Origin of the sequence: Brooklawnia cerclae (genome assembly GCF_011758645.1) — a bacterium.
In the GTDB taxonomy this organism is placed as follows: domain Bacteria; phylum Actinomycetota; class Actinomycetes; order Propionibacteriales; family Propionibacteriaceae; genus Brooklawnia; species Brooklawnia cerclae.
In genome coordinates this window covers 25,016-51,295 of the sequence record NZ_JAAMOZ010000002.1, presented here as the reverse complement: position 1 = coordinate 51,295, position 26,280 = coordinate 25,016, and the positions used below count along the sequence as shown (strand labels likewise).

Genomic DNA, 26,280 nt, shown 5'->3' with positions numbered 1-26,280 from the left:
CGTGCCCGGGGTGGACGTGGTGGTGCTCGCGGGCGGGGGCAGCACGCGCATGGGCAGCGACAAAGCGACCCTGGTCGTCGACGGGCGTCCCCTGCTCGGGCACGTCCTCGACGGCCTGCGTGCACTCCCGGCGGGGACGATCGGGCGCGTCGTCGTGGTCGGCCCCGAGTCGCTCCCGCTTCCCGTGGGCGTCGTGCGGACGATGGAGGACCCGCCCGGTGGGGGGCCGGCCGCCGCCGTCCTGGCCGGTCTGGACGCCCTTTCCGCCTGCCCTTCCGGCCTTGCCGACGAAGATCTCGTGCTCGTCTGCACCTGTGACGCCCCCGGCTCGGCAGCCGTGGCGGCGGGTCTCGTCGCTGCCGCGCGATCCTCGTCCGGCGACGGGGTCGTGGCCCTCGCGAACGGCCGCGGCCAGCACCTGCTCGCCGTCTACCGAACGGGGGCCCTGCGCCGGGCGAGCCGTGAGGCCTCGTCGCGTGGGGAATCGCCGCACGGCATGCCCGTGCGGCACCTGGTGGGCGGCCTCGATCTCCAGGCGATCCCGGTCGCCGATCACGCCGCGGCCGATCTGGACGACCCCGATGCGCTCAGGCGGTGGCGGGCGGAAGGCTGACCCGCCCGGCGTCAGTGGTCGCCGCCGTCGAGCTGACCGAGGATGTGGGTCAGCACCGGACCGAGCACGGCCACCGCGTCCCGTACACCGCCCGGTGAGCCGGGCGCGTTCACGACCAGGGCGGCCCCCGGCCCACGAGCAGTGATACCGACCAGCCCCCGACTCAGCACGGCCGCCGGGGTCGCGGCCAGGCCCTGCTGCCTGATCTGTTCGGCCAGTCCCGGCAGCTGGGCGACCAGCAACGTCTCCGTGGCCTCGGGAGTCAGGTCGCGGGGGCCGATCCCGGTCCCGCCGGTCGTGAACACCAGGCGCGCGGACGAGGCGAGCGCCGCCCGGATCGCCTCGCGCACGGAATCCACCCCGTCGGGGACGACGACCACCGGCTGCACACGCAACCCGAGTTCACCCAGCAACCGCGCGGCCAGGGGGCCGGAGGCGTCCTCGCGTTCGCCGCGCGCGCAGCGGTCCGACACGGTGATGACGCGTGCGGCGGCCTCGATCGGCTCTGTCATGGCGGGGTCAGGCCAGCCGGGCGCTGCCCGGGTCGGGTGGCACGTTCGCGCCGTGCCCCTGGGCGCGCAGTGCCGCCCGTACCTTCTCGGTGGCCGCCGTGAGTTCCTCGCCCGGAACCTCGGCGCGCGCGTTGGCGAAGGTGAGCTCGGCCTCCCCCCAGGCGGGTATGACGTGGATGTGCATGTGCGGCACTTCGAACCCGGCGACGATCAGTGCGGCGCGCGGCGCATCGAACGCCGCCTCCTGGGCTCGTCCGACGATCTTCGCGACGTGGATGAGGTGTGCGAGCAGGTCGTCGTCGGCCTCGGTGAACTTCGCCACCTCCTGCCGGGGGACGACCAGCAGGTGCCCGTCGCTGATCGGATTGATGGACGCGAAGGCGACGCACGCGTCGTCCGCCCACGCGAACGTGCCCGGGAATTCGCCCTCGATGATCTTCGTGAACACGGTTGCCATGCCACCCATCGTGGCACGCGTGCCACCTCTCGCGGAGGTCGGTGCCTCGGGTCGCGCACTGTGGACAACAAATTGAAATCGCAAGTGTTTACGCACAGTTCACATAGCGCTATGTGGATATGTGGATGAATCCTGTGGAAAACGCCCCGGAAGCTGTGTGCAGCCCGGTGATTCATCCCCATCGGACCTCCGGGTGTCCGTTCGGTGAACCATAGGTGAGGCACCGGCCTTACGCGCGAGCACTACTATCGCGCTATGGACGCAGCGGAGCGCACGCCCGTCTTCCACTTCGGCGCGGCGACGGGAGCCGCCCTCGAACCGGGGGACGCCTGGTACGGCGAGAGGGCATGGCACGTCGTCCCCACCGGCCACGGATCACCCGGCTGGTCCGGAGCGCGCACCCCCGACCTCCTCACCTGGTCGGCCGACGCGCCCACCAGTTCGCCTCCGGACGCCGCGCGCTCCGACACACGCCGGCCCACCTGCGGTGACTGGACGATCGTCGATCTGCTCCGGGTGCCCGACGTCGACTCGGACGAGCTGTTCTGGCTGCAACTGGCCGAGCCGACCCCCGGTCGCAGCCCGGTGCCGGGACTCACCGGCTACCGTTTCGGGAGGCTGGAGGACGGCGAGTTCGTGCCCGAGGGCGATCCGGGATTCCATCCGCTCGACATGTGGCTCGCCTTCCGCCACGCCCGCCCCCTGCAGAACTCGCCCGCGGGCCACCGGGGACGCCCGCGCCTGCTGGTGATCGGCTCGCTGTGGCCCTCCGACCCGCCGCGCTCACACGCCTGGCCCGGAATGCTGAGCCTGCCCCGCGTGCTGCAGGTGGCCCACGAGGAGGGCGGACGCGTGCTGCGCCAGCAGGTGCCCGACGAGATCGGTGAGCAGCTCGGGGACGAGGACTCCCTGCCCGTCCCCCCTGCCGGCAGGGACGAGGAACTACCGATCACCGATCCGATCGGCCTGGTGCATCTGCGCGTCACCGAGGCCGACTTCACGCTCACCCTCGACGGTGTGAGCGTCTCGCGCATCGGCGACGAGTTGATCGCCCATCGTCCCGGGGACCACATGCTGGCGGCCCACACCGCCCGCTTCCCGCTGCTGCCCGGCACCCTGGAGCTCGACCTGTGGGTCGACCGTTGCAGCGTGGAGCTCTTCGCCGATCAAGGGCGGGAATGCCTGTCCCTGCTGCGTGTCCCGCCCACCGGCCCTGTCCCGTGGAGGCTACGGGTGGCCACCCCGGCGAGCGCGCAGATCACCTATCGTCCCCTGCTCCACGGGAACGCCCGTTGAGTCCGCACTAAGGTGGTCGGCATGAGGAAACGCATCGGTATCGTCCTCGCAGTGATCGCCCTCGTCCTGGGGCTCATGGCTCTGCGCAACCGGGCCCGCGCCCAGGCTTCGGCCGAACTGTGGGCCGCGGCCACCGACGACCTGGACTGAGGACTCACTCTTCGAGCGGCGAGGACTCGCGCAAGCTCATGCCCCAGTCGAGCGCGAGCCGCTGCGTCGTGCCGTTGATCGTCAGCCGTCCCGGGTTACGAGCCGATCGCACGTGGATCGAGTCGTAGTGGGGGTACCACGAATCGATCAGGCGGCTGTTGACGCGGAAGTCGCCCTTCCACACCAGTTCGAACCTGCCGTAGGGGCTGGTCAACGTGAGGCGCTTGCCGTCCAGCCGCACCCGGTACTGCTTGAGCTGCCGCAGGAACGAGGCGAACGAGGTGTACTCCTCGTCGTCCCCCAGCACGACCGCGTAGCCCGTGTTGACCCCGCGCTGCACGATCTCGGTCTCACTGATCTGTTCGAAGCTGTGCGTGCCGAGGATGCCGATGTACGAGTCGTCCCTGCGCCCGGCGACCCACGTCGACCCGAGCCTGGTCTGGTCGAACGGGACGAACGGGAAGTGGATGTGCACGAGTTCGTGGCGCGGGCCCTCCAGCATGCCCTTGCGCGCCCGGAGGTCGTAGAGGGCGAGCAGCACGTTGTGGTGCTGCGCCACGTCGGGATTGATGCCGTTGCCCACCCAGTGCCCGGGGCTCGCCGGGCGTCCCTCGCGGGTCAGCTCCGTCGACCCGGGGTGCGTCCCGAACACCTGGATGTCGCCGGGCAGGGTCGCATGCCAGATGTGCTGCTGGTCGCCGAACTCGCCCGGGTGGTAGCGCTGGACGCTGCTCAGCAGGTAGTTGGCCGTCGTCACGGTCTGCACGTTCGCCCGCTGCAGCGCGGCGCCCTGCGTCACCGGGTTGAGCGTGTTGAGGGTGGGGACGAGCAGCCGGTCGGGCACCCGGCAGAAACGCCGCATCGGAGCCAGGGTGCGGTTGCCGTCGAGGTCGAGCGCCCGCAGCGCCCGCACCGACTCCACGATGGTCTCGGGCCTCGTGATCGCCTGTTGCGCCCACCAGAAGGCCACCAGATCCATGCCCTGGGAGCGCGGGTACTCGGGATGGGCGCGTAACTCGTCACGTACCTCGTCCGCGTCGAGGCCCTGGGACGTCAGCACCCGCCTGACCGGCTGGTCGAGCGCGGTCTCCCGCACGGCCGCCGGTGTCTCGTAGCGGCGCCTCGTCACGAACAGGCTGGACAGCTGGTCGTAGTCGGGCTCGGGGTCGTCCTCGTCCGCGGTCTCGAACGCCGAATGCCACACGGGGACGATCTCGGAGGTCTCGGGATGGCAGATCGCCTCGAGGCTGCCGCGTCCCATGCTGGGGACGAACTGGCCCCGGAAGCTGTGCAGCGCCACATCGGTCAGCAGCAGGTCGAGCACCATGGACGCCCGCCGCACCAGCGCCTCGTCGCGGGCGTGGTCGATGAGCAGCGCCAGCGTGCCCGCGTTGTACGCGTAGTAGTCGCTCGACAGCCACTCGCTGAAGCCGAACCGGAAACGATCCGACAGCCACTGGAGCAACCGCGCGTGGGCGGCCCGCTTGTGCCGGGCGCCCGACCGCCCGTCATTGCGGAAGATCTGGTCCTCGAGCATCTGACCGGCGAGGTACTCCGCCGTCGCCGTCGCGAGCTGGTGGCTCTCGGTCCACAGGGTCATCGAGTCGTGGCCCGGCTCCAGCACGGAATAGCGGAACCCCAGCACGGCCTCGGTCGCCCGATTGTGCAGCGCCGGCGGAAGATCGCTTGCCAGCATGCACTTGAGCAGCAGCAGCATGCGATGATCCGCCTGGTCGAGGCGGCCGTCCACATAATCGATCAGACGATTCACGTAGGACGCATCGAGCGGCTCCATCCCGAACGTGGGCCAGGAATGGGGCCGGGGGGTCTCGAGTTGCGATGCCACGGTCCTTCCTTCCGCTGGGGTGATCTCGAGTTCGTCCGTGGCCGACAGTACCGGGCCGCGCCGACACTTCGTCTCGGATTCGGCTGGCTCCATTCTCCCCCGTGAGGCGGCGCCTCGCACGCAGGCGCGACCTGCGAGACCGCGGGACTACGCTGAGGGGATGGACGTGGACGACGGTCTCAGGTCGAAGGAGGCCGCCGAGCGCGGGGGACCCGCAGCCCGGCGTCTCGATCTCGCCATGGCCATCGCCCTGACGCTGGGCACCGCCTTCTGGGGCGACCTGCTGGCGTCCGGCCCCAGGCGTCCCGACTACGCGGCGTCCGTGATCACCTCGATCGCCCTGATGATGCCGCTGGCCATCCGCCGGACCCACCCCATCCTCATGACCGGCCTAATGACCGTGGCCGGCCTCGTCCAGGTGGTGTTCGTCTCGAGCCCGACGTGGTCGCTGATAGCCATCCCGGCCGCGTCGTACTCGGTGGCACGCTTCGTCGCCGGGCACGAGTCGCGGATCGTCGTCGGCGCAGGAGCGCTGGGGTCGGTCATCGGCCCCCTGCGCTGGATGAGCGACGAGCCGCTCGCACAGCAGGGGGAAGGTCTCTTGTCGCTCACGGCCCCGTTCTCGGCCCTCTGCTTCGCCTGGGTGGTCATCCCGTACCTGCTCGGGCGGCGAGATCGCGAGACGGCGATCACCCGGGAGGAGCGGGAGCAGTCGGCCCGCCAGCGCTACGAGTCGGAACTCGTGCGCCGCGAGCAGCAGACGCGGATGGCCGAGGCGCGCATCCGCAACGAGATCGCACGAGAGCTGCACGATGTGGTGGCGCACTCGCTCAGCGTCATCATCGTCCAGGCCGACGGCGGCAAGGCCCTGGCCCGCAAGCAGCCCGAGGCGGCCACCCGTGTGCTCGACACCATCTCGGACACCGGCCGCGAGGCCTTGTCGGAGATGCGGCGCATCGTGGGCGTCCTGCGCGTCGACCCCGAGTCGTCCTCGCCCGACGACTATCGCCCCAACCCGGGGCTGCCCGACATCGCGACCATGGTCGCCCGCGCGGGCGACCGGGTGACGCTGTCCATCACCGGGGCGGAACCCGCGGTGAGCGCCACCGTGGGCCTGACCGCCTACCGGGTGGTGCAGGAAGCGCTGACGAACTTCCTCAAACACGCCGGACCCCAGGCCAGGGCGCGCGTCACGATCATCTACGAGCCGACCGTGATCCACATCGAGGTGATGGACGACGGCGGCATCCCCGCGGGATCGACACCCGACGCCGCCGACGACTGGCCCTTGGTCCCCGATCTCGGCCCTGGCTACGGTCTTCGCGGTATGCACGAGCGAGTCGCCGCAATGGGTGGCAAGCTGGTCGCCCGACCGACACGCACAGGCGGGTGGCTGGTCCGTGCCACGCTCCCGCTGCAGGCGGGCAAACCGTCACCACGTCACCACGGACCAGGAGGGAACCAAACCCCGTGACACAGCCGCTGACAGTCTTCCTCGCCGACGACCAGTCCCTGGTACGCAGCGGGTTCCGCATGCTCATCGACGCCGAGGACGACATGACGGTGGTCGGCGAGGCCAACAGCGGGCTCGGCGCGGTCAGCGCGCTCACCGCGAAGCCGGCCGACGTCGTCCTGATGGACATCCGCATGCCCCAGATGGACGGGGTCGAGGCCACCCGGCGCATCGTCGCGGCCGGCCTGCCCACGAAGGTGCTCGTCCTCACCACCTTCGATCTGGACGAGTACGTCTTCTCCGCGTTGAAGGCGGGGGCGTCCGGGTTCATGCTGAAGGACGCGCGCCCCGACGACCTGCTGAGCGCCATCCGGGCCGTCGCCGCGGGCGACTCGGTGGTGGCGCCCAGCGCGACCCGCCGGCTGCTGGAGCAGGTGCTGCCGTCGCTGCCGGACGCGCCGGGACGCCGGGACGAGCGCCTCGACGTGCTCACCGACAGGGAACGCGAGGTGCTCGTCGAGATCGCCCGCGGCGCGACGAACTCGGAGATCGCCGCGAGCCTGTTCATGGCCGAGGGCACGGTCAAGACCCACATCGGACGCCTGCTCAGCAAACTGCAGGCACGCGACCGCGTCAGCCTGGTCCTCATCGCCTTCGAGACCGGGCTCGCCTCCTGACCCGGGCTGCCTGGTCAGCGCGCGAGCCAGCCGCCGTCGATGGCGATCACCTGCCCGTGGATGTAGTCGGCAGCGGGTGAGGCCAGGAACACGACCACGTCGCCCACGTCGGCGGGCGTGCCCCAGCGCCCCGCCGGGATGCGCACGGTGATCTGTGCGGTGCGCTCCTCGTCGGCGAGCAGTTGCGTGTTGAGTTCGGTGGCCATGTACCCGGGCGCGATGGCGTTGACGTTGACGCCCCGGCCCGCCCACTCGTTGCACAGTGCCCTGGTCACCGAGGCGACGCCGCCCTTCGCGGCCGCATAGGCGGGCACGGTCAGCCCGCCCTGGAAGCTCAGCACCGATGCGGTGTTGATGATCTTCCCGTGCCCCCGCTCGACCATCGGAGCACCGAAGAGCTGGCATCCCTGGAAGACGGCCCTCAGGTCGACGGCCAGCACGGCATCCCACTTGTCCAGCGGGAACTCGGTCGACGGATACCGCACGTTGAATCCGGCGTTGCTGACGAGGATGTCGATCTGGTCGTCGGCCAGTATCTCCCGTGCCACGCCCGGCAGGGCATCGGGATCGAGGAGATCGGCCTGATGCCCGACGAGCCTTCGCCCCTGCTCCGCGGCGAAGGCGCGCAGATCGTCCGGCGCCTCCAGGCGATCGATGACGTGGACGTCGGCCCCTGCCCGCAGGAGCGCCTCGACGGCGCCCCGGCCGAGGCCTCTCGCCCCGCCCGTGACGACAGCGGTCTGCCCGGAGATGTCGAATGGTGAACTCATGACCATGCTTTCCGTCGTTGGATACGGCCGCCACCGATGGCCTGCCGCCAATAGTCTGCATACATGGTTTCACATGACGTTGCACTGCTCGGCCCGGGCAAGATGGGCGCACCCATGGCACACAATCTGATCGGCGCGGGTCACCGCGTCACAGTGTGGGCGCGCCGTCCGGAGTCCGCCCGGTCCCTGGTCGCCGCCGGCGCCACTTTCGAGTCCGACCCCGTACGGATCGCATCATCGAACGATGTGATCATCGACATGCTGCAGGATCTGACGCAGCTCGAGCCCCTGCTGCCCGGCCTGTTCGAGGGCACCACCCGGCCCACCGTCCTGGTGGTGAGCTCGACGGTGGCCCCCCAAGGTGTGCGCGACCTGGCGGCTCGCGCGGAGCAGGCCACCGGCGGCCTGCTCCGGGTCGTCGACGCACCGGTGTCGGGCGGCGAGGCGGGCGCTCAGGCGGGCACCCTGTCGATCATGGTCGGAGGGGACGAGGAGGCCGTCGCCGGCGTCCTGCCCGTCCTTCAGGCCTGCGGCACGCCCGTCCACTGCGGCCCGCTCGGTGCAGGGGAGGTCGTCAAGGCGTGCAACCAGATGGTGGTGGCCGTCACGATCAGTGCCCTGTCCGAGGCCGCGTTGCTGGCCGAGGGCGCCGGAGTCGACGTGGCCCTGATGTTCGGCATGCTCGCCAAGGGTTGGGGTGGAAGCGCCGTACTCACGGCCAAGCACGAGAAGATCGAGAACCGCGACTACTCCAACACGGGCGCGGCGAAGTTCATGGTCAAGGATCTGAACATCGCGCTGAACGAGGCCGCACAGGCCTCTCGCACCCTGCCCACCGCGAAACATGCGCTGGGCATCATCGAAGGTGTGGTGGCAGCAGGGCTCGGGGACGACGACCTGGCCGTCGTCCACAAGTATCTCGAGGAGACGACGACGCTGCCGTCCGACCCCGATCGCTCCTAGAGCATGTCGTTGCCCATCTCCAACGCCGCGCAGATCGTGCGCAGTTCGCTCAGTGCCTTGTCGCGGTGCTCGGCGTCGAGCGGATCCCTGCTCAACGACGTACTGATCGCCACGTCCTGGACGAAGTTGCCCACCCGGTGGACGACCAGCCCGAAGGCGAACACGTTGGGATGGGTCTCGCCGTCGTCCACGGCATAGCCGATCTCACGCACGTGGTGGACCTTCGCGAGCAGCGCCTCCAGGTCAGGGGTTGAGCGCGAGGTCCACTGCGGGAACTCACCGGCGCCCTGGAACAGGGCGACCACCTCGTCGTCCGGCATCTGCGCCAGCAGCGCGGCCCCGACCGCGGTGATCGATGCGGGGAACCGGTCGCCCACCTGGGCCGTCACGGGCAACGGTGAGCGCCCGATGTGCCGCGAGATGTAGATGACGTCGCGCCCGCCGAGCACGGCGAGATGCGCGATCTCGTTCTTGAGAAGCGGGGACGTCGCGATCCTCCGCTTGAACAGGCTCACGATGTCCACGCCCTTGAGGAATCCCCCTGCCGGGGTCAGGACGCCGACGTCGAGCTCGTAGTAGTTGTCCGCCCTGGCCACCAGGCCGGCTGCCTCCAGCGACGTCATGATCGTCAGCGTCGACGACTTCGCGAGGCCCAATGCCGATGCGATCTGGGTCAGCGACCATCCGCCGGGTCGCGTCGCCATGAGATTCAGGATGGCCGCCGCGCGAGAGACCGATGGGCTCCCGCGCGGCGGTACCTTGATGTGCTGTACCTCCGCCATGAGGGGCTGCCGAAGAATACGTGCAGGACGCGCCTGCTACGCCTGCGGCGTCCCCAGCTGCACCAGCACCTTGCCCGACGCCTGGGAGTCCTTGGCGACGGCGAAGGCCTGGCGAGCCTCATCGGCCGGGAACGAGTGCGTGACCACGTTCGCCACTTCCGGGACGGCGGCGATCAACGCGATGGCGTCGTCGATCTCGTTGTCGAAGCGGAAGGAACCGATCCAGGTGATCTCCTTCTGCCCCAGGGGCGCCAGGACGATCTGCGACGGATCCCCCGGGAGCATCCCGATCTGGCCGACCCGCCCGGACGGCTTGACCGCCTTGAGAGCGCTACCGGCGGCGATGGGCGAACCCGAACACTCCAGGACGACGTCGAACGCGTTCTCGGGGAGCGGCTCGTTGCGCAGGTTGATCACCGCGTCGGCCCCCACCTGCTTGGCCCGCTCCAGCGGGCCGTCCAACAGGTCGGAGCTGGTGACGCTGGCGGCGCCACGCTGCTTCGCGGCGAACGCCGCCAGAAGGCCGATCGGCCCGGAGCCCGAGACGAGCACCGAGCACCCGGTCAGGTCACCGACGAGGTTGATCCCGTGCAGGACGACCCCCAGGGGCTCGGCGAGTGCCGCGTCCTTGGTGGACAGGCCCTGCGGGAGCACGCGGACCATGTCGCGGTTGACCAGCATGTACTCGGCCATGGCGCCCTGGGTGTGAGGCCAGGTGGAGGCGCTGCCGAGGTACGAGCCGCCGGGACGAAGGTGGCGCAGGTTCTCCATGCCGGGAACGTCGGGCCCGAACGTCGCCGGGTGAACGGTGACGGGAGTGCCCGGCGCCCATTCGCCCTGCGGATCGAGGTCGATGTGGCCGGACATCTCGTGGCCGGGGATGAGGGGCTCGCGGACGACAAAGGTGCCGTTGGCGCCGTGGTAGTAGTAATGCAGGTCGGACCCGCAGATACCCACGTACTCCACCGCGAGACGTACCTGACCGGGGCCGGGCTCGGGAACCGGGAGGTCGGTGACCTCCAGGTCTTCCTTGCCCTTGATGTAAACGGCCTTCATGAGGCTCATTTCTCCTTTTCGAATCGGATCGGACTACCCGCCGACGATAAGTCCGGCAGCTCGTGGCAACGCCAGTGACAGCGCAGGCACGTACTGGACGATGAGCAGCGAGACGATCAGCGCGCCGAAGAACGGCATCAGCGGTCCGATGACATCCTCGACCTTCTTACCGGCCACGCGGGCACCCACGAACAGTACCGGTGCCGACGGCGGGGAGATGACCGCGATGCACATGTTGAACACCATCATCATGCCGAGGTGCACGGGGTGGATACCGTACTGGGTCGCGATCGGCAGGAAGATCGGGGTAAAGATCAGCACGGCCGGGGTGGCGTCCAGCGGGATGCCGATGACCAGCAGGATCACCATCATGATCAGCAGGAACACCACCGGGGAGTCGGTGATCGAGGTCAGCCAGTCGCCGATCAGGTCGGGGATGCCCGAGAAGGTCATGGCGTACGACATGATGCTGGACAGGCCGATCAGGAAGATGACTACCGACGAGGTGCGCGTGGCGTTCAGCAGGATGCGCGGAAGGTCCTTGAACGAGATCGTGCGGTAGATGAACGACAGCACCAGGGCGTAGACGACGGCCACAGCCGCACCCTCGGTGGGGGTGAACACGCCGCCGATGATGCCGCCGATGACGACGATGATGAGCCCCAGGCTGGGCAGCGCACGCCAGAAGGCGAGCAGCCCCTCCTTGATCGGGGGGAAGCCCTTGCCCTTGAGTTCGGGGTGCTTGCGGGCGTAGAAGGCGACGATGACCATGCAGGTCACTGCCCACAGGATGCCGGGCAGGTAACCGGCCATGAACAGCGCGCCGACCGAGGCCTGCGACACCAGGGCGTAGACGATCGTCGTGTTGGACGGCGGGATCAGCATGCCCGAGGGGGCGGAGGCGATGTTTACGGCGGCGCCGAAGCGCATGTCGTAGCCGTCCTTCTCCATCTCGGGGCTCATTATCGCGCCGACCGCCGAGGCGCCCGCGAGGGCCGAGCCGGAGATCGCGCCGAACAGCGCGTTGGCGATGATGTTCGTGTGCGCGAGCGAGGCGGGCAGCGGGCCCGTGAGCGCCTTGGCCAGACCGATCAGTCTGCTCGCGATGCCGCCGGAGTTCATGATCGCGCCGGCCAGGACGAACAGTGGGATCGCCAGCAAGGCGAAGGAGTCGATGCCGTTGTAGATCTTCTGTGCCGAGGTGAAGATGCCCGAGTCGTGACCCATGAGGATGACCAGGCAGATGGCCGACGGAAGGCCGATGGACACGGAGACCGAGACCCCGATGGCCATGAGGCCGAACATCCCCACCACGAGGATGAGGGCAACCAGTCCTGCTTCGTTCATGATCAGATGCCCTCTTCCAGCATGTTCGCGATGTCGATGTCTTCCTCGTTGTGCACCGTCACCGGCGTCACGACGGTCCGGATGATGTGGAGGAGGCAGTAGATGCAGATGAGGGCGCCGCTGATCGGCAGGACCAGGTAGAGCTGGCCCTGGGAGAAGGGCAGCAGCTCGACCGTCTGGTCGAACGCGGAACCTGCCAGTTCCATGCCGCCCCAGATCATGACCCAGATGGCGAAGAAGGCGACGATGCTGTGGGCGATGATCTCGAAGGTCTTCACCACGAACGCGGGGAACTTGCGGACCAGGAAGTCGATCGCGACGTCATCGTTCTCGCCGATGACGTAGGCGGCTCCGATGATGCCCTGCCAGATGAAGACGATTCGGGCCATGGCCTCGGTCCAGGCGTTGCCACCGCCGGCGAAGCGGACGGCGACCTGGAACACGACCAGGAGGACGAGCAGGGCGAACAGGATGATGCAGAACCAGCGGAGGATGAAGTCCAGGACCCCGCGGAACTTTGCTAGGGCATTCATGGGTAGATGAGCCTCGGTTCTCTCGGACGATTCGGTCGGGCTGCGGGGATGACAGCGCAGCTCCGGCTCCCGTCACTACGTGCCCGGGAGCCGGAGGCTGGGTTCACTAGGAGGCCGGATGGGCCGCGTTCGCCTCTTGGATGGCGGCGTACAGGGCCTTGCGGGCGTCGTTCTCGTTGACCGACTCGTCCACGAGCGGCTGGACGAGCTCCTTGAACGCCGCGGTGTCGACGTCCTCGACGAACTCGGCGCCGAGCGACTCGGCGTTGGCCTTCGACTCCTCGACGAAGTCGAGGAAGCCGGTGTCGGCCATGTCCTGGGTGTCGGGGATCAGGGCGAGGAAGGCCTCACGGTCCGCGTCGTCCATGCCCTCGAGGGCCTTGGAGCTGATGAGCAGGTAGTCCGGGATCATCAGGTGCTTGGTGTACGAGTAGTACTTCGCGATCTCGTCGTGCTTGAGGGAGTCGTACACGGTCTCGTTGTTCTCGGCACCGTCGAGGACGCCGGTCTGCAGCGCGGAGTACACATCGCCCTGGCCCATCGGGGAGGCGACGGCGCCCATGAGCTCGATCATCTTGACCTGGGAGTCCGACTGCTGGACGCGGATCTTCTGACCGGACAGATCGGACGGCTCGCGGACCGGGCCCTTGCTGCTGTAGACGTTGCGCACACCGGCGTGGAGCGCGGCGAGAACGGTGATGTTCTTGCTGGCCTCCAGCGAGTGGAAGAGCTCGTCGTTCAGCTCCTGGTCACGGAAGACCTCCTGCTGGGCCTCGATCGAGTCGAAGACGTAGGGCAGGTTGTAGACGATGAAGTCCTTGTTGAAGCCCTCCATGACCGGGCCGCCGATGTACATCATCTCGACGGTGCCGTTGGACAGGTTCTGGACGACGTCGGTCTGGGTCCCGAGCTGCTCGTTCGGGTAGACCTTGATGCTGTAGCGGCCGTCGGTGGCCTCTTCCAGCTTCTTGCCGAGCTCGACGGCCGCCAGGTACTGCGGGTGCTCCTCGGTCTGGTTGAACGCGAGCTTGAACACGGTCTGCTGGCCACCGCCGCTGGAATCGCCGCTGGACGAGCCGCCGCCACAGGCGGCCATGCTCAGCGACACGAGGCCGACAGTGCCGGCCAGGATCACCTTGGACAACTTCATGTGGTTGTACCTCCTTGGTACGCAACCTTGCGGAACGGGCGGACGCCTGCCGGTCAGGCAGGTTGGCGCACGCGATGCGCCCGCCGGGACCTCTTTATCTCGACATGTGTGCGTCAAATGGAACGCTGTTCCGTTTGATGTGTGGATCTTAGAAATGCACCGATATGCTGGTCAAGACACGAATGGCAACTAGGCAACAACGGTGACGTATTCGTTATCTGGCCAGCGAATGGAGCCCATCCCGCTTCCGGATCGGGCGCACTCCCACCCCGCCCCGCCAGCGTGGGCTACAGACCTGGACGCGGCAGCGAGGATAACGGATTGATAACGGCGTGGCAACCTTGGGCAAGCGATTCCCAGGGAACGCTCAGGGTGTGTACCCTATAGGCAAAGCCCAGGGGGTTGTTGGGGGTGACCAGCAGCCCCCTGGTGCCATTTCAAACCGGTGTCTTTTCACACTGGTGAGGCTCGCTCACGACGTCCGGGACGACGGTGATCCCTCCGGATGCGTCGCCCGTAGCCGCTTGGTGAGGAAGTCCGCGAGATCGCCGGCCTCACCGTCCTGTTCCACCTGAGCCACCCGCAGACACGGCTGGGACGGTTCGAGCCGTATCCCCGAGAGCCGCTCCTTGAGACCGCCGGGAAGGCTCAGGACGTAATAGCCGCCGTCCTCGCCGATGCCGACCGTCTCGTTCACCTTGATGTACCACCCCTTCTTGTCCGTGCGGGCGGTGCCCCCGTCGGAGAGCTGCGCTCGTAGCGGCTCGGGGAGGATGCCGCGGTGGATGGCCTCCGCTATGAACTGCTCGATGAGGTGCTGGGCCTCCGTGGCATCGATCTCCGTCCGTGCACGGGCGAGCGCTGCGCAGCGCTTGGCGTCGGCGCGGCGCGACGGCCGTCGCCGGCGTTTCGTAGTCACGTCCTCGGGACTCACGGTGGGCACCCTTCGTCGGGTCGCTACCAAGCGTAGACGACGCGGACCGCCCGTCGCCGGTAATGACAGCGGTTACGACGCCGGGTCATAGCATTGGGCTCCATGAACGCGGTGGGCAGGCTCATGAGGTTGACGCGGCATCCCGCGTTCAGACGACTCGTGATCGTCCGCCTGCTGTCGCAGGGCGGCGACGGCGTCGTGCAGGTGGGCATGGCCACCTACATCGTGTTCAGCCCGCAGTCCCAGCCGAACGCGGCCGCGATCGCCGGGGTGGTCGCACTGGTGATGCTCCCGTTCAGCGTCGTCGGGCCCTTCGTCAGCCCGATACTCGATCGTTTCCCAAGGCAGCGGATCACCATCGTGTGCGACATCGCCCGCGCGGGCCTGACCCTCGTCATGGCGTTCCTCGTGGGAACCGACCGCGTCGCCGGTGGCTGGCAGGCGTGGCTCTACGTCCTGCTGCTCGTGACGCTCAGCCTCAACAGGCTCCAGCTCGCCGCCCTCGGCGCGGGCATGCCCTATACGGTCGACTCGGACGAGTACCTCGAGGCGGCCTCCGTCATGCCGATGATCGGCCCCTCGGCCGCCATCTTCGGGGGCCTCGCGGCCGCTGCGATCAGGCTCGGCAGCGGCCGGGTGTTCGAGAGCTGGCAGGCCGACGGTCTGGTCTTCCTGCTGGCCGGGATCATGTTCGTCTGCGCGGTGTCGCTGACCACGCGCTTTGCCCGCATGTCGCTCGGCCCCGACCGGGACGCCTACCACACGTCGTGGGGCCAAGCGCTCAGCGGCTTCTCGGTGGCGATGCGGGAGTTGACCCACCATCGTCCGGCGTTCATCGGGATACTCGCCGTCCACGGCGTCAAGATCGGCTACGGGATCTTGATGACCACAGCGGTCATCGTCTACCGGCACGTCTTCCACTCGCCCGACGACTCGGCGGGCGCCATGGTCGGGATAGGTGTCTGGTTCCTGGCCAGCGGGGTGGGCTTCGCGGTCTCCGGCCTCGTCGCGACCCCCCTCAGCGCCCGGATCGGGGTGCGGGCGACCACCGGCTGGGCGTTCGTGGCGGGCACGGTCGTCGCCGCGCTTCCCATCTGGCACCTCGGGCACGTCGCGCTCGTCGTGATCGGGCTGGTCACAGGCCTGGGCGCGCAGACCGTCAAGGTGTGTTCCGACACCGTCGTCCAGGCACATGTGCCCGACTGGGCTCGTGGCCGGGTCATGGTGATCTACGACATCCTCAACAACCTCGGCGTCGTCGTCGGCGCTTGCCTGGCCGCTCTCGTGCTACCCGACTCGGGCCGGCCCGTGGCCGTCTTCGTCTGGCTCACGGTGCTGATGGCGGGCTTCGCGACCGCCTTCTGGCTGTCGAGCAGGGGGGACGCGTCCGCCTTCGACCGCGGCACGGTGCTGCTGCCCGACGAACCGCTCGATCGTCTCTGAGCCCTAAGCTGTCCGGATGGAAGAGACCGTTGCCATCGTGCGCCGACTGCTCGGCGCGCTCGCCTCGACCGGCTGGCCCGACGTGGCCAGGCGCGGCGACCTCTTCGACCGCGCGGGAGCGCGGGAGACCTCCACGGACGCCGGGGCGGAGCCGTCCCACGGGCTCCTGGACGTCGGCGGCCAGCGGTGGAGGTGGTCGTCGGCCGACGGAACCGTCAGCGAACTGGGCCTGACACTGTCTGCCACCGGCCCCGACCCCGACGCGCTCCTGGCCGAGGTGGCCTCCGACCTGCGCGGGGCGCTGGCCTCGGAGCTGGGACAGCAGGGGTACGTGGTGGGTGACCTGACCGTCTGGGACGCGCAGGCCGGCACCGTCACCGTGTCGATCGACCCGGACGAGTACGACATCGGCGTCACGATCGCCTCCACCGGCGACTGAGACGTGACGGACGCCGGGCAGGCGTGGTCGTCGACCAGCCTGCCCGGCGTCCGGGTGGGTTCGGCGTTACGCCGGATTGGCCTGGTTGGCTTCCTTGATGGCCGCGTAGATGGTCTGGCGAGCCTCGTTCGCGCTCATGTACTCCTCGACCATCGGGGTCAGCTTCTCCTTGAAGGCCGCCGCGCCGGCGTCGTTGAACTGCGCACCGAGTTCCTCGGCATGCTGCTTCGACTCCTCTGCGTAGTCGAGGAACTCGCTGCTGGCCAGTTCCTGGATCTCGGGGATGAGCGCCAGGAACGCCTCGCGGTCGGCCTCGTCCATGCCCTCCAGTGCCTTGGTGCTCACCAGCAGGTAGTCGGGGATCATCAGGTGCTTGGTGTACGAGTAGTACTTCGCGACCTCGTCGTGCTTGATCGCGTCGTAGGTCGGCTCGTTGTTCTCGGCGCCGTCGAGCACGCCGGTCTGCAGCGCCGAGTAGACCTCACCGAGGTTCATCGGGGACGCGACGCCGCCCATGAGCTCGATCATCTTCACCTGCGAGTCGGACTGCTGGACGCGGATCTTCAGCCCCGCCATGTCGTCGGGCGTGGTGACGGGCCGCTTGCTGTTGTAGATGTTGCGGATGCCCGCGTGAACGCCGGCCAGCACCGTGATGCCCTTGTCCTCGATCGAGTGGAAGAGATCGTCGTTGAGCTCCTCGTCCTGCAGGATCGCCATCTGCGACTCGTAGGAGTCGAACACGTAGGGCAGGTTGTAGACGACGAAGTCCTCGTTGTACGACTCCAGCACCGGGCCGCCCACCCACATCAGCTCGACGGTGCCGTTGGCCAGGTTCTGAATGACGTCGGACTGTCCGCCCAACTGCTCGTTCGGATAGACCTTGATGCTGTAGCGGCCGTCGGTCGCCTCCTCGAGGCGCTTACCCAGTTCCTCACCGGCGTGGTACTGCGGGTGTTCCTCGGTCTGGTTGAACGCGAGCTTGAACACGGTCTGCTCACCGCCGCCACCGCTCGCCTCCCCGCTGGACGAACCGCCGCCACACGCGGCCATGCTCAACGACACGACACCGACGGCACCGGTCAGGATCACCTTGGACAACTTCATGGTGTGTACCTCCTTTGGTACGGGTCCTGCAACAAACGGCAACGAACCAACTCCACAACGAATCGGACGGCTTCCGCGTCGGATGGACCGCCATGGTCCGAAGCGCGAAGAGAGGTACAGGTAACCCTGTCCACTAGGGAATATTCCCAGGATTGGGGTGAGCTACCTGACGAGGAGATCCTAAGAAACGGCTTGGCAACGGTCAATGATCACATGGCAACCACGGCAACCGTCGTGACCCGTTCGTGACCTTGAAAGGCTCAGGCCCGCAGCCTCGCCCGTCCCTCGACCACCTGCTGCAGCAGGACGACCGTCTCGTCCGCAAGATCGACACCCAGCGTCCGGGCGCGCCGCGTGAGGTGCATGACCAGGTGATCGACCTCCGCACGGTCGCCGGCGGCGTCCGCCATACGTATGCGAAGGCCGAGGAGGAGCTCGTCGTCCGGCGCCGCGAGCTGGGCACGCTCGACGGCCCAGGCTGCCAGATCGGAGTCTCCCGACGCCATCGCGTGCCTGGCGAGGACGACGCCGATGTCGCGAACCAGCGCCGTCATGTCGGCCCGCAACTGCTCGGCCCAGTGCCACTGACCCGGAGCCGCGTCCGCGAGCGGGGCGCCACGCACGACGCTGAGCGCCTGGACGAGCGCCGCGTCGCCCGTGCGGTTGACCCCGCCGCCGACGAGAAGCTGCAGGGTCTCCCAGTCGGAGGTCACGGCCGGGTGCAGGCTGATGCGTCCGCTGTAGGCATCAGGCAGGTAGGCGGTCCCGTCGGGCGCGGAGCCGAGCCAGGCCCTCAACCGGCTCATGTTCGACCGGCGAGTCCCCTCGGCCACGAGCAGCGACTGCGTCATGGCCGGCGCGCTGCTGCCGGGGTGCTCGAGCAGCCAGGCGCAGTACTCCTGGCACTGTTTGACCGCGCGTGCGGGCAACGGACCCCGTGTCCCGGTCAGCCTGACCGGGCCCAGCAGGTGGAGGACGGGGTGAGAGCTTTCTGCCAGTGGGGACACGGATGATTCCTCCAGGTCGCCGGGCCGGTGCGCGATCGGCAGGGGAAGGGGGGTGGGTTCCTCGGTTCCGGACGTCTCGCTCCACCAGGGAGCCGGGGGGAGTTCGCTCGCATTGGCCGCCTCGAAGATCTCGGCGAGGGCACGGCGGGCGGGCGGCGGGACGAGACGCGGGGAGAACCGGCCCACCACACCGAGGCATTCGGCGAGGTCGTCCCCGATGCTGACGACGGTCCCGGCACCGGGCACCTCACCGCACACGACACAGGCCACACCGGCCTCCCGCATGCCCGCGGGTAGGGGCGAGCCCGGCGGCGTCGCGAAGATGAAGACCTGTGGCGCCCAGGCCTCGGCGAGTTGCGGATCCGACCGCAGTCCGGCGGCCGTGGCCCCGGGGGGCAGGGACGCCAACCGCCGTGCGACGCACGCCCCCAGTTCGCGCATGCCGTCGTCGATGTTCTCCCGGATGACGACGCGGGGCTCGTCCAGGCTCGTCATCCAACCGAACTCCGCACCGGCGGCGATCACGGCCGTGTTCCCGTCGCCCGTGCAGGCCAGCTGCAGGGCGATGGCGCTCGCCATCGCGATGTCGTCGCCGTCGTCGCCCAGCACCGCGGTGACCACCGAACCCTCGAGGTCGCTTCGCACGACACCGTCCGGGCCGCCACCCGGGCGTTCGCCGAGTTCGACCACCGTCGCCGACGACGTCACAGGGTCGGCGGAAGCAGCCAGTTGCTCCAGCGCCCCGCGGATCGGCTCGCTGCCCGGCGGAATCGGCGGCAGACGGCGTCCCAGCGGACGAGACGCCTGCTGCTGACGCCGCCGCCACCTGAACTGACCGATCAACCCGCCCGCGAGCACGGAACCGATCGCGGCAGTTGCTGCGACTGCCGGGAGCAGGTCGGCGCCCGCCTCCGGCGAGGAGACCTCGATCACAGGCCCGTCCGGCGCCGACGCCGGATCGACCGGGACGGGGCACTGCTCGACGGGCTCGCCGTCGTCGGTAGGTGCGTACCTGGATTCGGGAGCGGCCTGTTCCTCGTCCGGGCCGTCGGTGGCGGTGTCCTCCGGGAGCCGGAGCTGCCAACCGGTGTCGATCCGGTCGGGGTCGAGCACCTGATCGCCGTTGACGGCGGCCAACTCGGGCCATCGTCCGGCTTCGCCGAGGTACGTCTCGGCCAACCCCGACAGGGTGTCGCCCGACTGCACCGTGACGGCGCCGTCATCGGGCGGGTCCGCGACCCCGGCGGGGATGGCGAGAACCATGCCGGGCTGCAGAAGATCGGTTCCCTCGATCAGTACAGTGTCGTTGACCTCGGCGATCTGACGCCATCTCGTCCCGTCCCCGAAATATCGCTCGGCGAGGCTCCACAGGTCGTCCCCGGGCTGGACGAGGTGCGTCCGGGTGGTCGGGTTCCGCATCGGGTCGGACGCCTCGGAAGGACGCGCCGCAGCAGAGGCCACCGTGGTCGCCGCCGGAGTCCCGGCATCGTCGGCCGGGTCCTGCGCGTGGGCACGGGCGGGGACGATCACCTGCCCGGCCACCAGCCCGATGATCGCGGTGACGAGCACGGCGCTCGCCGGGGCGAACAGCCCCGCCCCCGGCAGCCGCGGACGATGCCTCTCGCGGGTCGCCACGGCGACGACCTCGGAGATCAGTGACAGGGTCGCGAGCGCCCATGCACCCCAGCCCACAAGGGTGATCACCCCGAGAACCAGGGAGCCGTCGTCGCGGGTCACCCAGACGGCGCCCCAGTCGAAGCCCAGCAACGCCCCCAACCGCCCGAAACGGACCAGGGCCAGCGGCCCGCCGACGACGACGGCGGCGACCACGAGGGCCGCGGCCAGGGCACGAGCCACCGCGGTCACACGGGCCGCGTTCACGGTTCACGCACCCGGAACATGTCCACCGGCTCCGACGCAGTGGCCGCGATGCCGACGGAGCCCGGCAGCCCGGCGAGCACCGCGTCCGACAAGTCGAGGTCGCACGAGACGGTCACGACGACCTCGCCCCTGGTTCCCGGTTCGGTGCCATAGGCGCTGGTGTCGACTGCGACGCCGATCGAACGGCAGTGGACGCCGACGGTTCGTAGATCCGATTCCACCGCCGCACGACCGGCCGCCTGGGCGCTTCCCGCCGACGCCGGGATGGATGCCGCGCGGGCACCGGCGGCCGCAGCCTCCTCCACCTGGGCGCGGGCCCAGCCGATGCGCGCTCCTCCCGCGAGCCCGGCCAGCAGGAGCCCGACGACCGGCACGAGCACAGCCAGCTCGACGGCCGCCGCACCACGCGACGCAGTTCCTCTGGTCACGGCATCGAGCATGGTCATCCCTCCTTCGCCCTGAACGCGGAGGCCTCGACCGCCGACCACCGGCCGGGCAGCACGACCGGCACCCGCGCCGAGACGTCGACCCGCACACCGGTTCCCGTCTCCTGGACGACCACGGTCTCGACCTGAAGCCCCGAGCCTCCCGCGACGCTCTCGGCCACCGATCTGGCCTGCGCCGCATTGCCGCCCGCGAACGCCGCATGCTCGGCAGCGGCCATCGCCGCCTGCTGCACCGCCGACCTGCCGGCCAACCACACCCCGCCCTGCACCAGCCCGAACAGCGCCAGCAGCACCACGGGCATGACGACCGCCCACTGGACGGACTCGCTCAGGCCGCGTCCCGAGGCCCCGCGCGCCCGTGGGCACCTCAACGCAACCCGGACAGCCGTTCGGTGACATATTGGCCCACCACCGCGATGACGGTGACCGCTATGCCCACCGCCCCCGTGAGCAGCACCGCGTTTTCGGTCGACTGTGACAAGCCTCGTTGATCGGGGTGTGGACGTCGGGACGACCAGAGGCCGATCGTCCCGACGATTCGGTGCCAGGCCCGAAGGCCGGCTGGGGCTCGTGTCGCTGTCTGGTCCGGCATGGTCGTCTCCTCGGTCGTTCGGTTCGTCGTGCCTGGTTTTCCTGATCGTCGTGTTCGTGGTACGGGTCGCGTGCCCGTCGCGTGGTCGCATGGTCGTTCAGCCCTGTCCGGCGATCTTCAGCAGGGGCGGGATGAGGAAGGCGAGGGAGAAGATCACCACGGGGATCGACATCCACAGGGTCATGCGCTCGGTCGCCTGGTGTGCTTCGGCCTTCTCGCGCGCCAGATGCGCGTCCCGGAGTTCCTGGACGCGTGCCATGAGCACGTCCGCGAGGGCCGCCCCCTGATCGTCCAGCCGCATGATGTCGGCGATGTCGGCGATCTGCGGCAGGTCGAGGTCGGCCGACAGCTGCCGCAGATCGAGCCAGGGCGGACGCTGTTCGAGCCGCGCACGTTCGAGCGCGGCCCTGATCCGCTGGAAGACCGGGACGTCCGAGAGTTGCGCCGCGGCCTCGAGGGCCTGGGTGGCCGAGAGGTTGGCCAGGCGTTCGAGGGTCACGAGGTCGAAGAAGGTGTTGAGGGCTTCCTGGGCGTCCGCACGCATGCGGGACGACTGGTTGCGCAGCTGCAGGTCGGGCCACAGCCAGCCGACGATGCCGGCCACGAGCCCGGCCCCCACGGGCAGCGCGCCCACGGGCCCCGTCAGCGGACGCAGCGCCCAGGCGACCAGGGCCGGCATGGACAGACCCGCGACAGCGAGCACGAGCTTGTTCACGAAATAGTCGCCGATCGACCGTCCCTGGAGCATCAGCACGCGCGCAGTAGCCGCGGGCAAGGGAAGACGCGCCCGGCAGTACAGCCAGGCCCCCACCCGTTCGAGGCGCGACTCCGGGTCGTCCACGACCAGCTGCCCGCCGGGCACCCGGTCGGCCGGCTCCACGCCGTCGAGCACCGCGAAGGCGTCGTCCAATCGTGCGTGCGGCCGCAGCATCCCCGCGGTGGCGGCCCACAGTCCCGCCGCGGCCAGCCCGGCGGTGCACACGGCGACAGCGAAGACGGGGTCAGCCACGAGTCGCCTCCGCATCGAAGAGCCTCACCAGCACCCGGTCGCGCCGCCGGGGCGTGGCGATGCGCCGCAACGCCGCCAGCGATCCGAGGTAGGCCGCACACAGCACCAGCAGCAGACCCTGGCCCAGCGGTGTGCCGAAGGGGGCGAAATAGCCGGGTGACACGACCACGGCGGCGGCGACCACCACCACTGTGATGCCGGTGACCTGCCGGACGACCACCTGCGGCTTCGCCCGTTCGCCTGCCACCTCCCGCGCCGCGCGCATCCGGTCCTGCAGGCCGGCCCCCAGCACCTCCAGGGTGGCCGACGCGCCGATCCCGCCGCGTTCCCCCACGAGAATCAACGCCGCCAGCACTCCGTCCGCATCCGCCGAGTCCACCTCGTCGGCCATCGCCTGAACGGCGTCGCGCAGGCTCCACCGCTCGTCGAGCCGGACGACGAGATCATGCACCGGGGCCGCCAGCACCGTAGGGACCTGGCCGCGGGTGGCACGTATCGCGTCGGTCACCGACTTCCCGGTCGACACCGACGCCGCGAGTGCCCTGATCCATCGGTCCAGTGCCTCCAGCATCCGTACCTCCGACTGCGGCGGTGTGCGAAGAAGCTCCGGGACCAGCGCGACGACGACAGGAACCACGACGACGGCCGGCACGAACCCGGTGACGAACGCGACCACCACTCCCAGGCACGCCCCGGTCAGCAGCTGGAGGCGAGCACGCGGCGTCGTCCTCCGCCACATGGAGACCGGCCCGTGCCCGGCACCCGGCCGCGGCACCCGGCGCCCGGCCGCGCTGCCGGTCACGACGAGGAACAGGCCCAGGACGAGCACCCCGGCTCCCACGCTCGCCACCAGCCCGTTCACGACGCCCACCCAGCCTGTCCCAGTTCGGCGAGCAGTTCGGCGCTGGGATGGACGTGGGTCGCCCGGCCGGGTTCGTCCGCGCGATAAGCCAGATGGGTGACCGGCCTGCCGTTCTCGACGGCCCCGGTGAGTTCCCGGATCTCGCTGACGAACCTCCGGCGCACGCCTCCTCGCCAGGTGTCGTCCACGAGCCGCACATGGACGAGCAGGTGCAGGTTCAACGCGATCTGCCGGTACGCCTCGTCCACGCCGAGGACGCCGCCCTGCGCGACGCGGGCGGCCAGGCGGTCCATCGTGGACGACGCCGAGTGCGAGTGGGTCGTCGACATCGTGCCGGCGCCCGATTGCATGGCCTCGAACATGGCCCCGGCCTCGGCGCCGCGCACCTCCCCGACCACCAGGCGCGACAGGTTCTGGCGGAGGGCCTCGGGGATGAGGTCGGCGACGGTGTACTCGCCGATGTGACGGCCGTCGCGGTACTCGCCGAGCCCCACCTTCGCCTGGAGCGCGAGCATGTTGCGCCGGTTCGGCAGGAGGTGGGTGAGCAGTTCGTAGTCGGTCTCCAACGTGCCGATGCGCTCGCCACCGGGGATCGAGGAGATGAGCGCCCGGAGCAGGGTGGTCTTGCCGGCTCCCTGATCGCCGGAGATGACGATGGACTTGCGGGCCAGCACACAGGCGTCCAGCAGGTCGGCCACCGCGTGCGGCATCATCCCCCGGTCGGCCAGCTGTCGCAGCGAGACGTCGGTGAGCAGATGCTGCCTGATCACGATCGAGGGCCGGAAGCTGAGGCCGAAACCGATCGCGTGCAGACGGAACCGGTCTCCCAGGGCGAGGGTCATCATCGGGTGTGCGTCGTCGAAAGCCCGGGCAGGCGAGGCGCTGGCGCCCAGGAACCGGATCGCCTCGACCAGTTCCTCGTCCGAGTCGGCCACCGGCGCATGCTCCTCGCGCCGCCCGTCACCGTGCTGGATCGTGACGCAGTCCCACCCGTGGATCTCCACGTTCTCGGCCGTGGCGATCTCGAACAGGGGCTGCAGGCGTCCGTACCCGAAGATCGCGTCCTCGACCGCGTCGGCGTAGGCCTGCTCGACGGACAAGGGCCACAGCGATTCGCCCTGTTGCCCGAGCCTCTGGGCGTGCTCCCGGACGACCGCGCGGATCACCGACCGGCCCATCATGCGCCGGTCGTCGGCGGGCATCGGCCGCCCGCGTTCGGAGGCCCAGTGCTGGGAGTTCTCCGTGATGGTCTCGGACGCCCTGCGCCGCAGTTGGACGACCACGGCCCAGTCGACCTCCGCGGTGTCGCGGCGACGATGTCCGCGCTGACCACCTCTTTCCGGGGCACGGGGCGGGACGACGCGCGGGTTCAGCGCAGTGAACGCGTCCGCGAGCGCGAGCGGCGGCGGCTCGGACGGTGACCGGGGCGGACTCATCGTGCACCCGCTGAAACGCCGCGCTGCACCGCGTCGGCGACCGCGACTCTGCCCGCCAGCGTCAGGGAGAGTGTCGTCAGCGCTCTCCACAAGGGACGTTGCCCGAGTCGCCGCGGCTCGGGGGCACCATCGCTCAGCGTGCCGGCGCACGGGACGTCCCATGGCAGGTCGGCGACCAACGGGAGGCCGAGTTGAGCCGAGATCTCCCCGGCGGCGTAAGGGCGTCCGCCGCCGACGACTCCCAGTTGCACCTCTGCCCTGGCATCGGCCACCGCCTCGGTCAGGGCGGGCAGTGCCAACCGGACGGCGGCGAGGGCGGGCAACGACGAGCGGGTCAGCAGCAGCACGGCCCGGGCGCGTTCCACCAGGGCGTCGGGCAGCCCGTCGGCGTCCAACCGGCCCCAGTCGACCACGACATCGGTCTGCCGCGTGCCCAGGTCGGCGAACTGCGCGGCCAGGCGCGGCCAGTACGGTTCGAACAGCACGGCCGACCGGGGATGGGTGAATCCCGGTAGGAAGCGCCTGCGCGTCCCTGGGTCGGTGGCCAGCAGGACCAGTTGGTCGTCGAGGACGACACCGCGCCCGTCGCGCTCGCGGTACGCCTGGGCCAGGCCCATGAGTCCCCGGCCCCCCGCAGGCAGGCCCCTCAGGTACCCGGCCAGGACAGCCTGGCTGGGATGCCGGTCGCAGTCGGCGAGGACGACCTCCCGTGGCCAGGTCAGCGCCAGTCCCAGGGCGACGGTGGTGGTCCCTGGCGATCCTCCCGCGGAGGCCACGACGACGATGCCCATCAGCCGTCCGCCAACCGGACGAGAGCGAGACGGTCCACCGCGGCGAGCGCCGCGACGGTCGCCGCCGACGCGTCGTCGACCTGCACGTCGACCACCCACGTCTGCCCGTCGGCCAGCGCCTGGGGGGCGCTGACCACGACGGCCTCCACCTCGATGCCGGGGGCCGTCTGCTGGTCACTGGGGCCGGGGACCTCGACCAGGAGCACGGGGGTGCCCGACGGCAGCGGACGGTTCGGCAGCCGTCCCGCCTGCAGCCGCAGGCCCACGTGGGCGGCCCCTTGTGGGACGACCCGGTCGCCGATCGAGTCGGGCCCCACCAGCGAGCCCGCGGGCATGTCGACGAGGGCGTACCGGCCGATCAGTTCATCTGCCCGCTCGGACGACAGCGTCGCCAACCCGGCACCGGCGCCGAGGGTCGTCGTCGTGAGGTCGCCCGGCCCGATCTGCTGACCGCGCGAGACGCTGTGCGCCACGACCACCACGGTCCGCGAGTCCTGGGCGGTCGACCACGCCCAGGCCATGCCGAGGCTGCCCAGGCAGGCACAGAGAATGCCGATGACGATCAGCCGCGGGTTGCGCCGTGCGCGCAGCCGCACGTCGTCCGGACGCTGTGGTAGCACGGGTGGGCGTTGCGGTGCCGCGGCGGACGGTTTCGATCGGCCGGCGTCTGGACGGGTCGTCGTCGAGGTGGTGCGGAGGGCTGCCATCGGGGGTCCCTTCGCCGCGCTGGT

27 protein-coding genes are annotated in these 26,280 nt (G+C 69.6%); 8 read left to right on the top strand and 19 right to left on the bottom strand.

Going from position 1 to position 26,280, the window contains the following annotated elements; all coding sequences use genetic code 11:
- The first annotated feature begins 1 nt into the window (after position 1).
- Complete coding sequence (mobA, locus tag FB473_RS13750; RefSeq protein ID WP_167169822.1) at positions 2 to 613, top strand: NTP transferase domain-containing protein; 612 nt, start codon at positions 2 to 4, stop codon at positions 611 to 613.
- 11 nt (positions 614 to 624) lie between these two features.
- Here the strand turns inward: mobA and FB473_RS13745 are convergent, their stop codons facing one another.
- Positions 625 to 1,125 carry a MogA/MoaB family molybdenum cofactor biosynthesis protein gene (locus FB473_RS13745; protein WP_167169819.1) on the bottom strand — a complete coding sequence of 167 codons (501 nt, stop codon included), beginning with the start codon at positions 1,123 to 1,125 and terminating at the stop codon, positions 625 to 627.
- A 7-nt stretch (positions 1,126 to 1,132) separates the two neighbouring features.
- Positions 1,133 to 1,582 carry an HIT family protein gene (locus FB473_RS13740; RefSeq protein WP_167169816.1) on the bottom strand — a complete coding sequence of 150 codons (450 nt, stop codon included), beginning with the start codon at positions 1,580 to 1,582 and terminating at the stop codon, positions 1,133 to 1,135.
- A gap of 255 nt (positions 1,583 to 1,837) precedes the next feature.
- On the opposite strand from FB473_RS13740, the gene FB473_RS13735 reads away from it, so the two are divergent.
- Positions 1,838 to 2,878 (top strand): GH32 C-terminal domain-containing protein, encoded by a 1,041-nt coding sequence (locus FB473_RS13735; RefSeq protein ID WP_167169813.1) that lies wholly within the window; start codon positions 1,838 to 1,840, stop codon positions 2,876 to 2,878.
- A 21-nt stretch (positions 2,879 to 2,899) separates the two neighbouring features.
- Positions 2,900 to 3,028, top strand: coding sequence for a hypothetical protein (locus tag FB473_RS18295; RefSeq protein ID WP_279588666.1), 129 nt, complete (start codon positions 2,900 to 2,902; stop codon positions 3,026 to 3,028).
- Between the two features lie 4 nt (positions 3,029 to 3,032).
- On the opposite strand, the gene FB473_RS13730 is transcribed toward FB473_RS18295, so the two are convergent.
- Positions 3,033 to 4,874: a hypothetical protein gene (locus tag FB473_RS13730; protein ID WP_167169808.1), complete on the bottom strand. Its 1,842-nt coding sequence runs from the start codon at positions 4,872 to 4,874 to the stop codon at positions 3,033 to 3,035.
- Positions 4,875 to 5,034: 160 nt separating this feature from the next.
- On the opposite strand from FB473_RS13730, the gene FB473_RS13725 reads away from it, so the two are divergent.
- Positions 5,035 to 6,348 carry a sensor histidine kinase gene (locus tag FB473_RS13725; protein WP_167169805.1) on the top strand — a complete coding sequence of 438 codons (1,314 nt, stop codon included), beginning with the start codon at positions 5,035 to 5,037 and terminating at the stop codon, positions 6,346 to 6,348.
- Positions 6,345 to 7,004, top strand: a complete 660-nt coding sequence (locus FB473_RS13720; RefSeq protein ID WP_167169801.1) for a response regulator — start codon at positions 6,345 to 6,347, stop codon at positions 7,002 to 7,004. Before FB473_RS13725 ends, FB473_RS13720 begins: the two co-directional genes overlap by 4 nt.
- A 14-nt stretch (positions 7,005 to 7,018) precedes the next feature.
- Here the strand turns inward: FB473_RS13720 and FB473_RS13715 are convergent, their stop codons facing one another.
- A complete protein-coding gene (locus FB473_RS13715) occupies positions 7,019 to 7,774 on the bottom strand; it encodes an SDR family oxidoreductase (RefSeq protein WP_167169798.1) in 756 nt (251 codons plus the stop codon).
- 63 nt (positions 7,775 to 7,837) lie between these two features.
- Between FB473_RS13715 and FB473_RS13710 the strand changes: the two genes are divergently transcribed.
- A complete protein-coding gene (locus FB473_RS13710; RefSeq protein WP_167169793.1) occupies positions 7,838 to 8,737 on the top strand; it encodes an NAD(P)-dependent oxidoreductase in 900 nt (299 codons plus the stop codon).
- Here the strand turns inward: FB473_RS13710 and FB473_RS13705 are convergent.
- From FB473_RS13705 to FB473_RS13680, 6 genes are all read right to left on the bottom strand, one after another.
- Entirely contained in the window at positions 8,734 to 9,519 is a 786-nt protein-coding gene (locus tag FB473_RS13705) for an IclR family transcriptional regulator (protein WP_279588665.1), read from the bottom strand. The two genes, FB473_RS13710 and FB473_RS13705, sit on opposite strands and share 4 nt — an antisense overlap.
- 36 nt (positions 9,520 to 9,555) lie before the next feature.
- Complete coding sequence (locus FB473_RS13700; protein WP_167169790.1) at positions 9,556 to 10,575, bottom strand: L-idonate 5-dehydrogenase; 1,020 nt, start codon at positions 10,573 to 10,575, stop codon at positions 9,556 to 9,558.
- Positions 10,576 to 10,608: 33 nt separating this feature from the next.
- Positions 10,609 to 11,922, bottom strand: a complete 1,314-nt coding sequence (locus FB473_RS13695) for a TRAP transporter large permease (RefSeq protein ID WP_208390804.1) — start codon at positions 11,920 to 11,922, stop codon at positions 10,609 to 10,611.
- Between the two features lie 2 nt (positions 11,923 to 11,924).
- Complete coding sequence (locus tag FB473_RS13690; RefSeq protein WP_167169786.1) at positions 11,925 to 12,455, bottom strand: TRAP transporter small permease; 531 nt, start codon at positions 12,453 to 12,455, stop codon at positions 11,925 to 11,927.
- A gap of 106 nt (positions 12,456 to 12,561) precedes the next feature.
- On the bottom strand, positions 12,562 to 13,605 hold the full coding sequence (locus FB473_RS13685; protein WP_167169782.1) for a TRAP transporter substrate-binding protein: 1,044 nt from the start codon (positions 13,603 to 13,605) through the stop codon (positions 12,562 to 12,564).
- 472 nt (positions 13,606 to 14,077) lie between these two features.
- On the bottom strand, positions 14,078 to 14,539 hold the full coding sequence (locus FB473_RS13680) for a hypothetical protein (RefSeq protein WP_208390803.1): 462 nt from the start codon (positions 14,537 to 14,539) through the stop codon (positions 14,078 to 14,080).
- A 102-nt stretch (positions 14,540 to 14,641) separates the two neighbouring features.
- Here FB473_RS13680 and FB473_RS13675 point away from each other — a divergent pair, with 102 nt between their 5' ends.
- Together FB473_RS13675 and FB473_RS13670 are read left to right on the top strand one after the other, a co-directional pair.
- Positions 14,642 to 15,982: an MFS transporter gene (locus tag FB473_RS13675; RefSeq protein WP_167169779.1), complete on the top strand. Its 1,341-nt coding sequence runs from the start codon at positions 14,642 to 14,644 to the stop codon at positions 15,980 to 15,982.
- 16 nt (positions 15,983 to 15,998) lie between these two features.
- Positions 15,999 to 16,421 (top strand): hypothetical protein, encoded by a 423-nt coding sequence (locus FB473_RS13670; protein WP_167169775.1) that lies wholly within the window; start codon positions 15,999 to 16,001, stop codon positions 16,419 to 16,421.
- Between the two features lie 66 nt (positions 16,422 to 16,487).
- On the opposite strand, the gene FB473_RS13665 is transcribed toward FB473_RS13670, so the two are convergent.
- From FB473_RS13665 to FB473_RS13625, 9 genes are all read right to left on the bottom strand, one after another.
- The gene (locus FB473_RS13665) at positions 16,488 to 17,525 is read right to left on the bottom strand and encodes a TRAP transporter substrate-binding protein (RefSeq protein ID WP_167169771.1); all 1,038 of its coding nucleotides are present in this window, start codon (positions 17,523 to 17,525) and stop codon (positions 16,488 to 16,490) included.
- A gap of 260 nt (positions 17,526 to 17,785) precedes the next feature.
- A complete protein-coding gene (locus FB473_RS13660) occupies positions 17,786 to 20,413 on the bottom strand; it encodes a LysM peptidoglycan-binding domain-containing protein (protein ID WP_167169768.1) in 2,628 nt (875 codons plus the stop codon).
- Positions 20,410 to 20,859 (bottom strand): TadE/TadG family type IV pilus assembly protein, encoded by a 450-nt coding sequence (locus tag FB473_RS13655; RefSeq protein WP_167169765.1) that lies wholly within the window; start codon positions 20,857 to 20,859, stop codon positions 20,410 to 20,412. The genes FB473_RS13660 and FB473_RS13655 overlap by 4 nt, the downstream gene beginning before the upstream one ends.
- Positions 20,856 to 21,230, bottom strand: a complete 375-nt coding sequence (locus FB473_RS13650) for a TadE/TadG family type IV pilus assembly protein (protein ID WP_279588664.1) — start codon at positions 21,228 to 21,230, stop codon at positions 20,856 to 20,858. The genes FB473_RS13655 and FB473_RS13650 overlap by 4 nt, the downstream gene beginning before the upstream one ends.
- 318 nt (positions 21,231 to 21,548) lie before the next feature.
- On the bottom strand, positions 21,549 to 22,460 hold the full coding sequence (locus tag FB473_RS13645) for a hypothetical protein (RefSeq protein WP_167169759.1): 912 nt from the start codon (positions 22,458 to 22,460) through the stop codon (positions 21,549 to 21,551).
- A complete protein-coding gene (locus tag FB473_RS13640; protein ID WP_167169756.1) occupies positions 22,453 to 23,322 on the bottom strand; it encodes a type II secretion system F family protein in 870 nt (289 codons plus the stop codon). Before FB473_RS13640 ends, FB473_RS13645 begins: the two co-directional genes overlap by 8 nt.
- On the bottom strand, positions 23,319 to 24,758 hold the full coding sequence (locus tag FB473_RS13635; protein ID WP_167169753.1) for a TadA family conjugal transfer-associated ATPase: 1,440 nt from the start codon (positions 24,756 to 24,758) through the stop codon (positions 23,319 to 23,321). Before FB473_RS13635 ends, FB473_RS13640 begins: the two co-directional genes overlap by 4 nt.
- Positions 24,755 to 25,549: a CpaE/TadZ family protein gene (locus FB473_RS13630; RefSeq protein WP_167169750.1), complete on the bottom strand. Its 795-nt coding sequence runs from the start codon at positions 25,547 to 25,549 to the stop codon at positions 24,755 to 24,757. Before FB473_RS13630 ends, FB473_RS13635 begins: the two co-directional genes overlap by 4 nt.
- Positions 25,549 to 26,256, bottom strand: coding sequence for an SAF domain-containing protein (locus FB473_RS13625; RefSeq protein ID WP_167169747.1), 708 nt, complete (start codon positions 26,254 to 26,256; stop codon positions 25,549 to 25,551). Before FB473_RS13625 ends, FB473_RS13630 begins: the two co-directional genes overlap by 1 nt.
- Between the last annotated feature and the right edge of the window lie 24 nt (positions 26,257 to 26,280).

Coding starts and splice junctions, on each gene's coding strand:
- FB473_RS13665 (WP_167169771.1), bottom strand. CDS start 17,525: ATGAAGTTGTCCAAGGTGATCCTGACCGGTGCCGTCGGTGTCGTGTCG.
- FB473_RS13690 (WP_167169786.1), bottom strand. CDS start 12,455: ATGAATGCCCTAGCAAAGTTCCGCGGGGTCCTGGACTTCATCCTCCGC.
- FB473_RS13710 (WP_167169793.1), top strand. CDS start 7,838: ATGGTTTCACATGACGTTGCACTGCTCGGCCCGGGCAAGATGGGCGCA.
- FB473_RS13675 (WP_167169779.1), top strand. CDS start 14,642: ATGAACGCGGTGGGCAGGCTCATGAGGTTGACGCGGCATCCCGCGTTC.
- FB473_RS13745 (WP_167169819.1), bottom strand. CDS start 1,125: ATGACAGAGCCGATCGAGGCCGCCGCACGCGTCATCACCGTGTCGGAC.
- FB473_RS13700 (WP_167169790.1), bottom strand. CDS start 10,575: ATGAAGGCCGTTTACATCAAGGGCAAGGAAGACCTGGAGGTCACCGAC.
- FB473_RS13625 (WP_167169747.1), bottom strand. CDS start 26,256: ATGGCAGCCCTCCGCACCACCTCGACGACGACCCGTCCAGACGCCGGC.
- FB473_RS13655 (WP_167169765.1), bottom strand. CDS start 20,859: ATGACCATGCTCGATGCCGTGACCAGAGGAACTGCGTCGCGTGGTGCG.
- FB473_RS13715 (WP_167169798.1), bottom strand. CDS start 7,774: ATGAGTTCACCATTCGACATCTCCGGGCAGACCGCTGTCGTCACGGGC.
- FB473_RS13630 (WP_167169750.1), bottom strand. CDS start 25,549: ATGGGCATCGTCGTCGTGGCCTCCGCGGGAGGATCGCCAGGGACCACC.
- FB473_RS13695 (WP_208390804.1), bottom strand. CDS start 11,922: ATGAACGAAGCAGGACTGGTTGCCCTCATCCTCGTGGTGGGGATGTTC.
- FB473_RS13725 (WP_167169805.1), top strand. CDS start 5,035: ATGGACGTGGACGACGGTCTCAGGTCGAAGGAGGCCGCCGAGCGCGGG.
- FB473_RS13635 (WP_167169753.1), bottom strand. CDS start 24,758: ATGAGTCCGCCCCGGTCACCGTCCGAGCCGCCGCCGCTCGCGCTCGCG.
- FB473_RS13740 (WP_167169816.1), bottom strand. CDS start 1,582: ATGGCAACCGTGTTCACGAAGATCATCGAGGGCGAATTCCCGGGCACG.
- FB473_RS13670 (WP_167169775.1), top strand. CDS start 15,999: ATGGAAGAGACCGTTGCCATCGTGCGCCGACTGCTCGGCGCGCTCGCC.
- FB473_RS13735 (WP_167169813.1), top strand. CDS start 1,838: ATGGACGCAGCGGAGCGCACGCCCGTCTTCCACTTCGGCGCGGCGACG.
- FB473_RS13685 (WP_167169782.1), bottom strand. CDS start 13,605: ATGAAGTTGTCCAAGGTGATCCTGGCCGGCACTGTCGGCCTCGTGTCG.
- FB473_RS18295 (WP_279588666.1), top strand. CDS start 2,900: ATGAGGAAACGCATCGGTATCGTCCTCGCAGTGATCGCCCTCGTCCTG.
- FB473_RS13705 (WP_279588665.1), bottom strand. CDS start 9,519: ATGGCGGAGGTACAGCACATCAAGGTACCGCCGCGCGGGAGCCCATCG.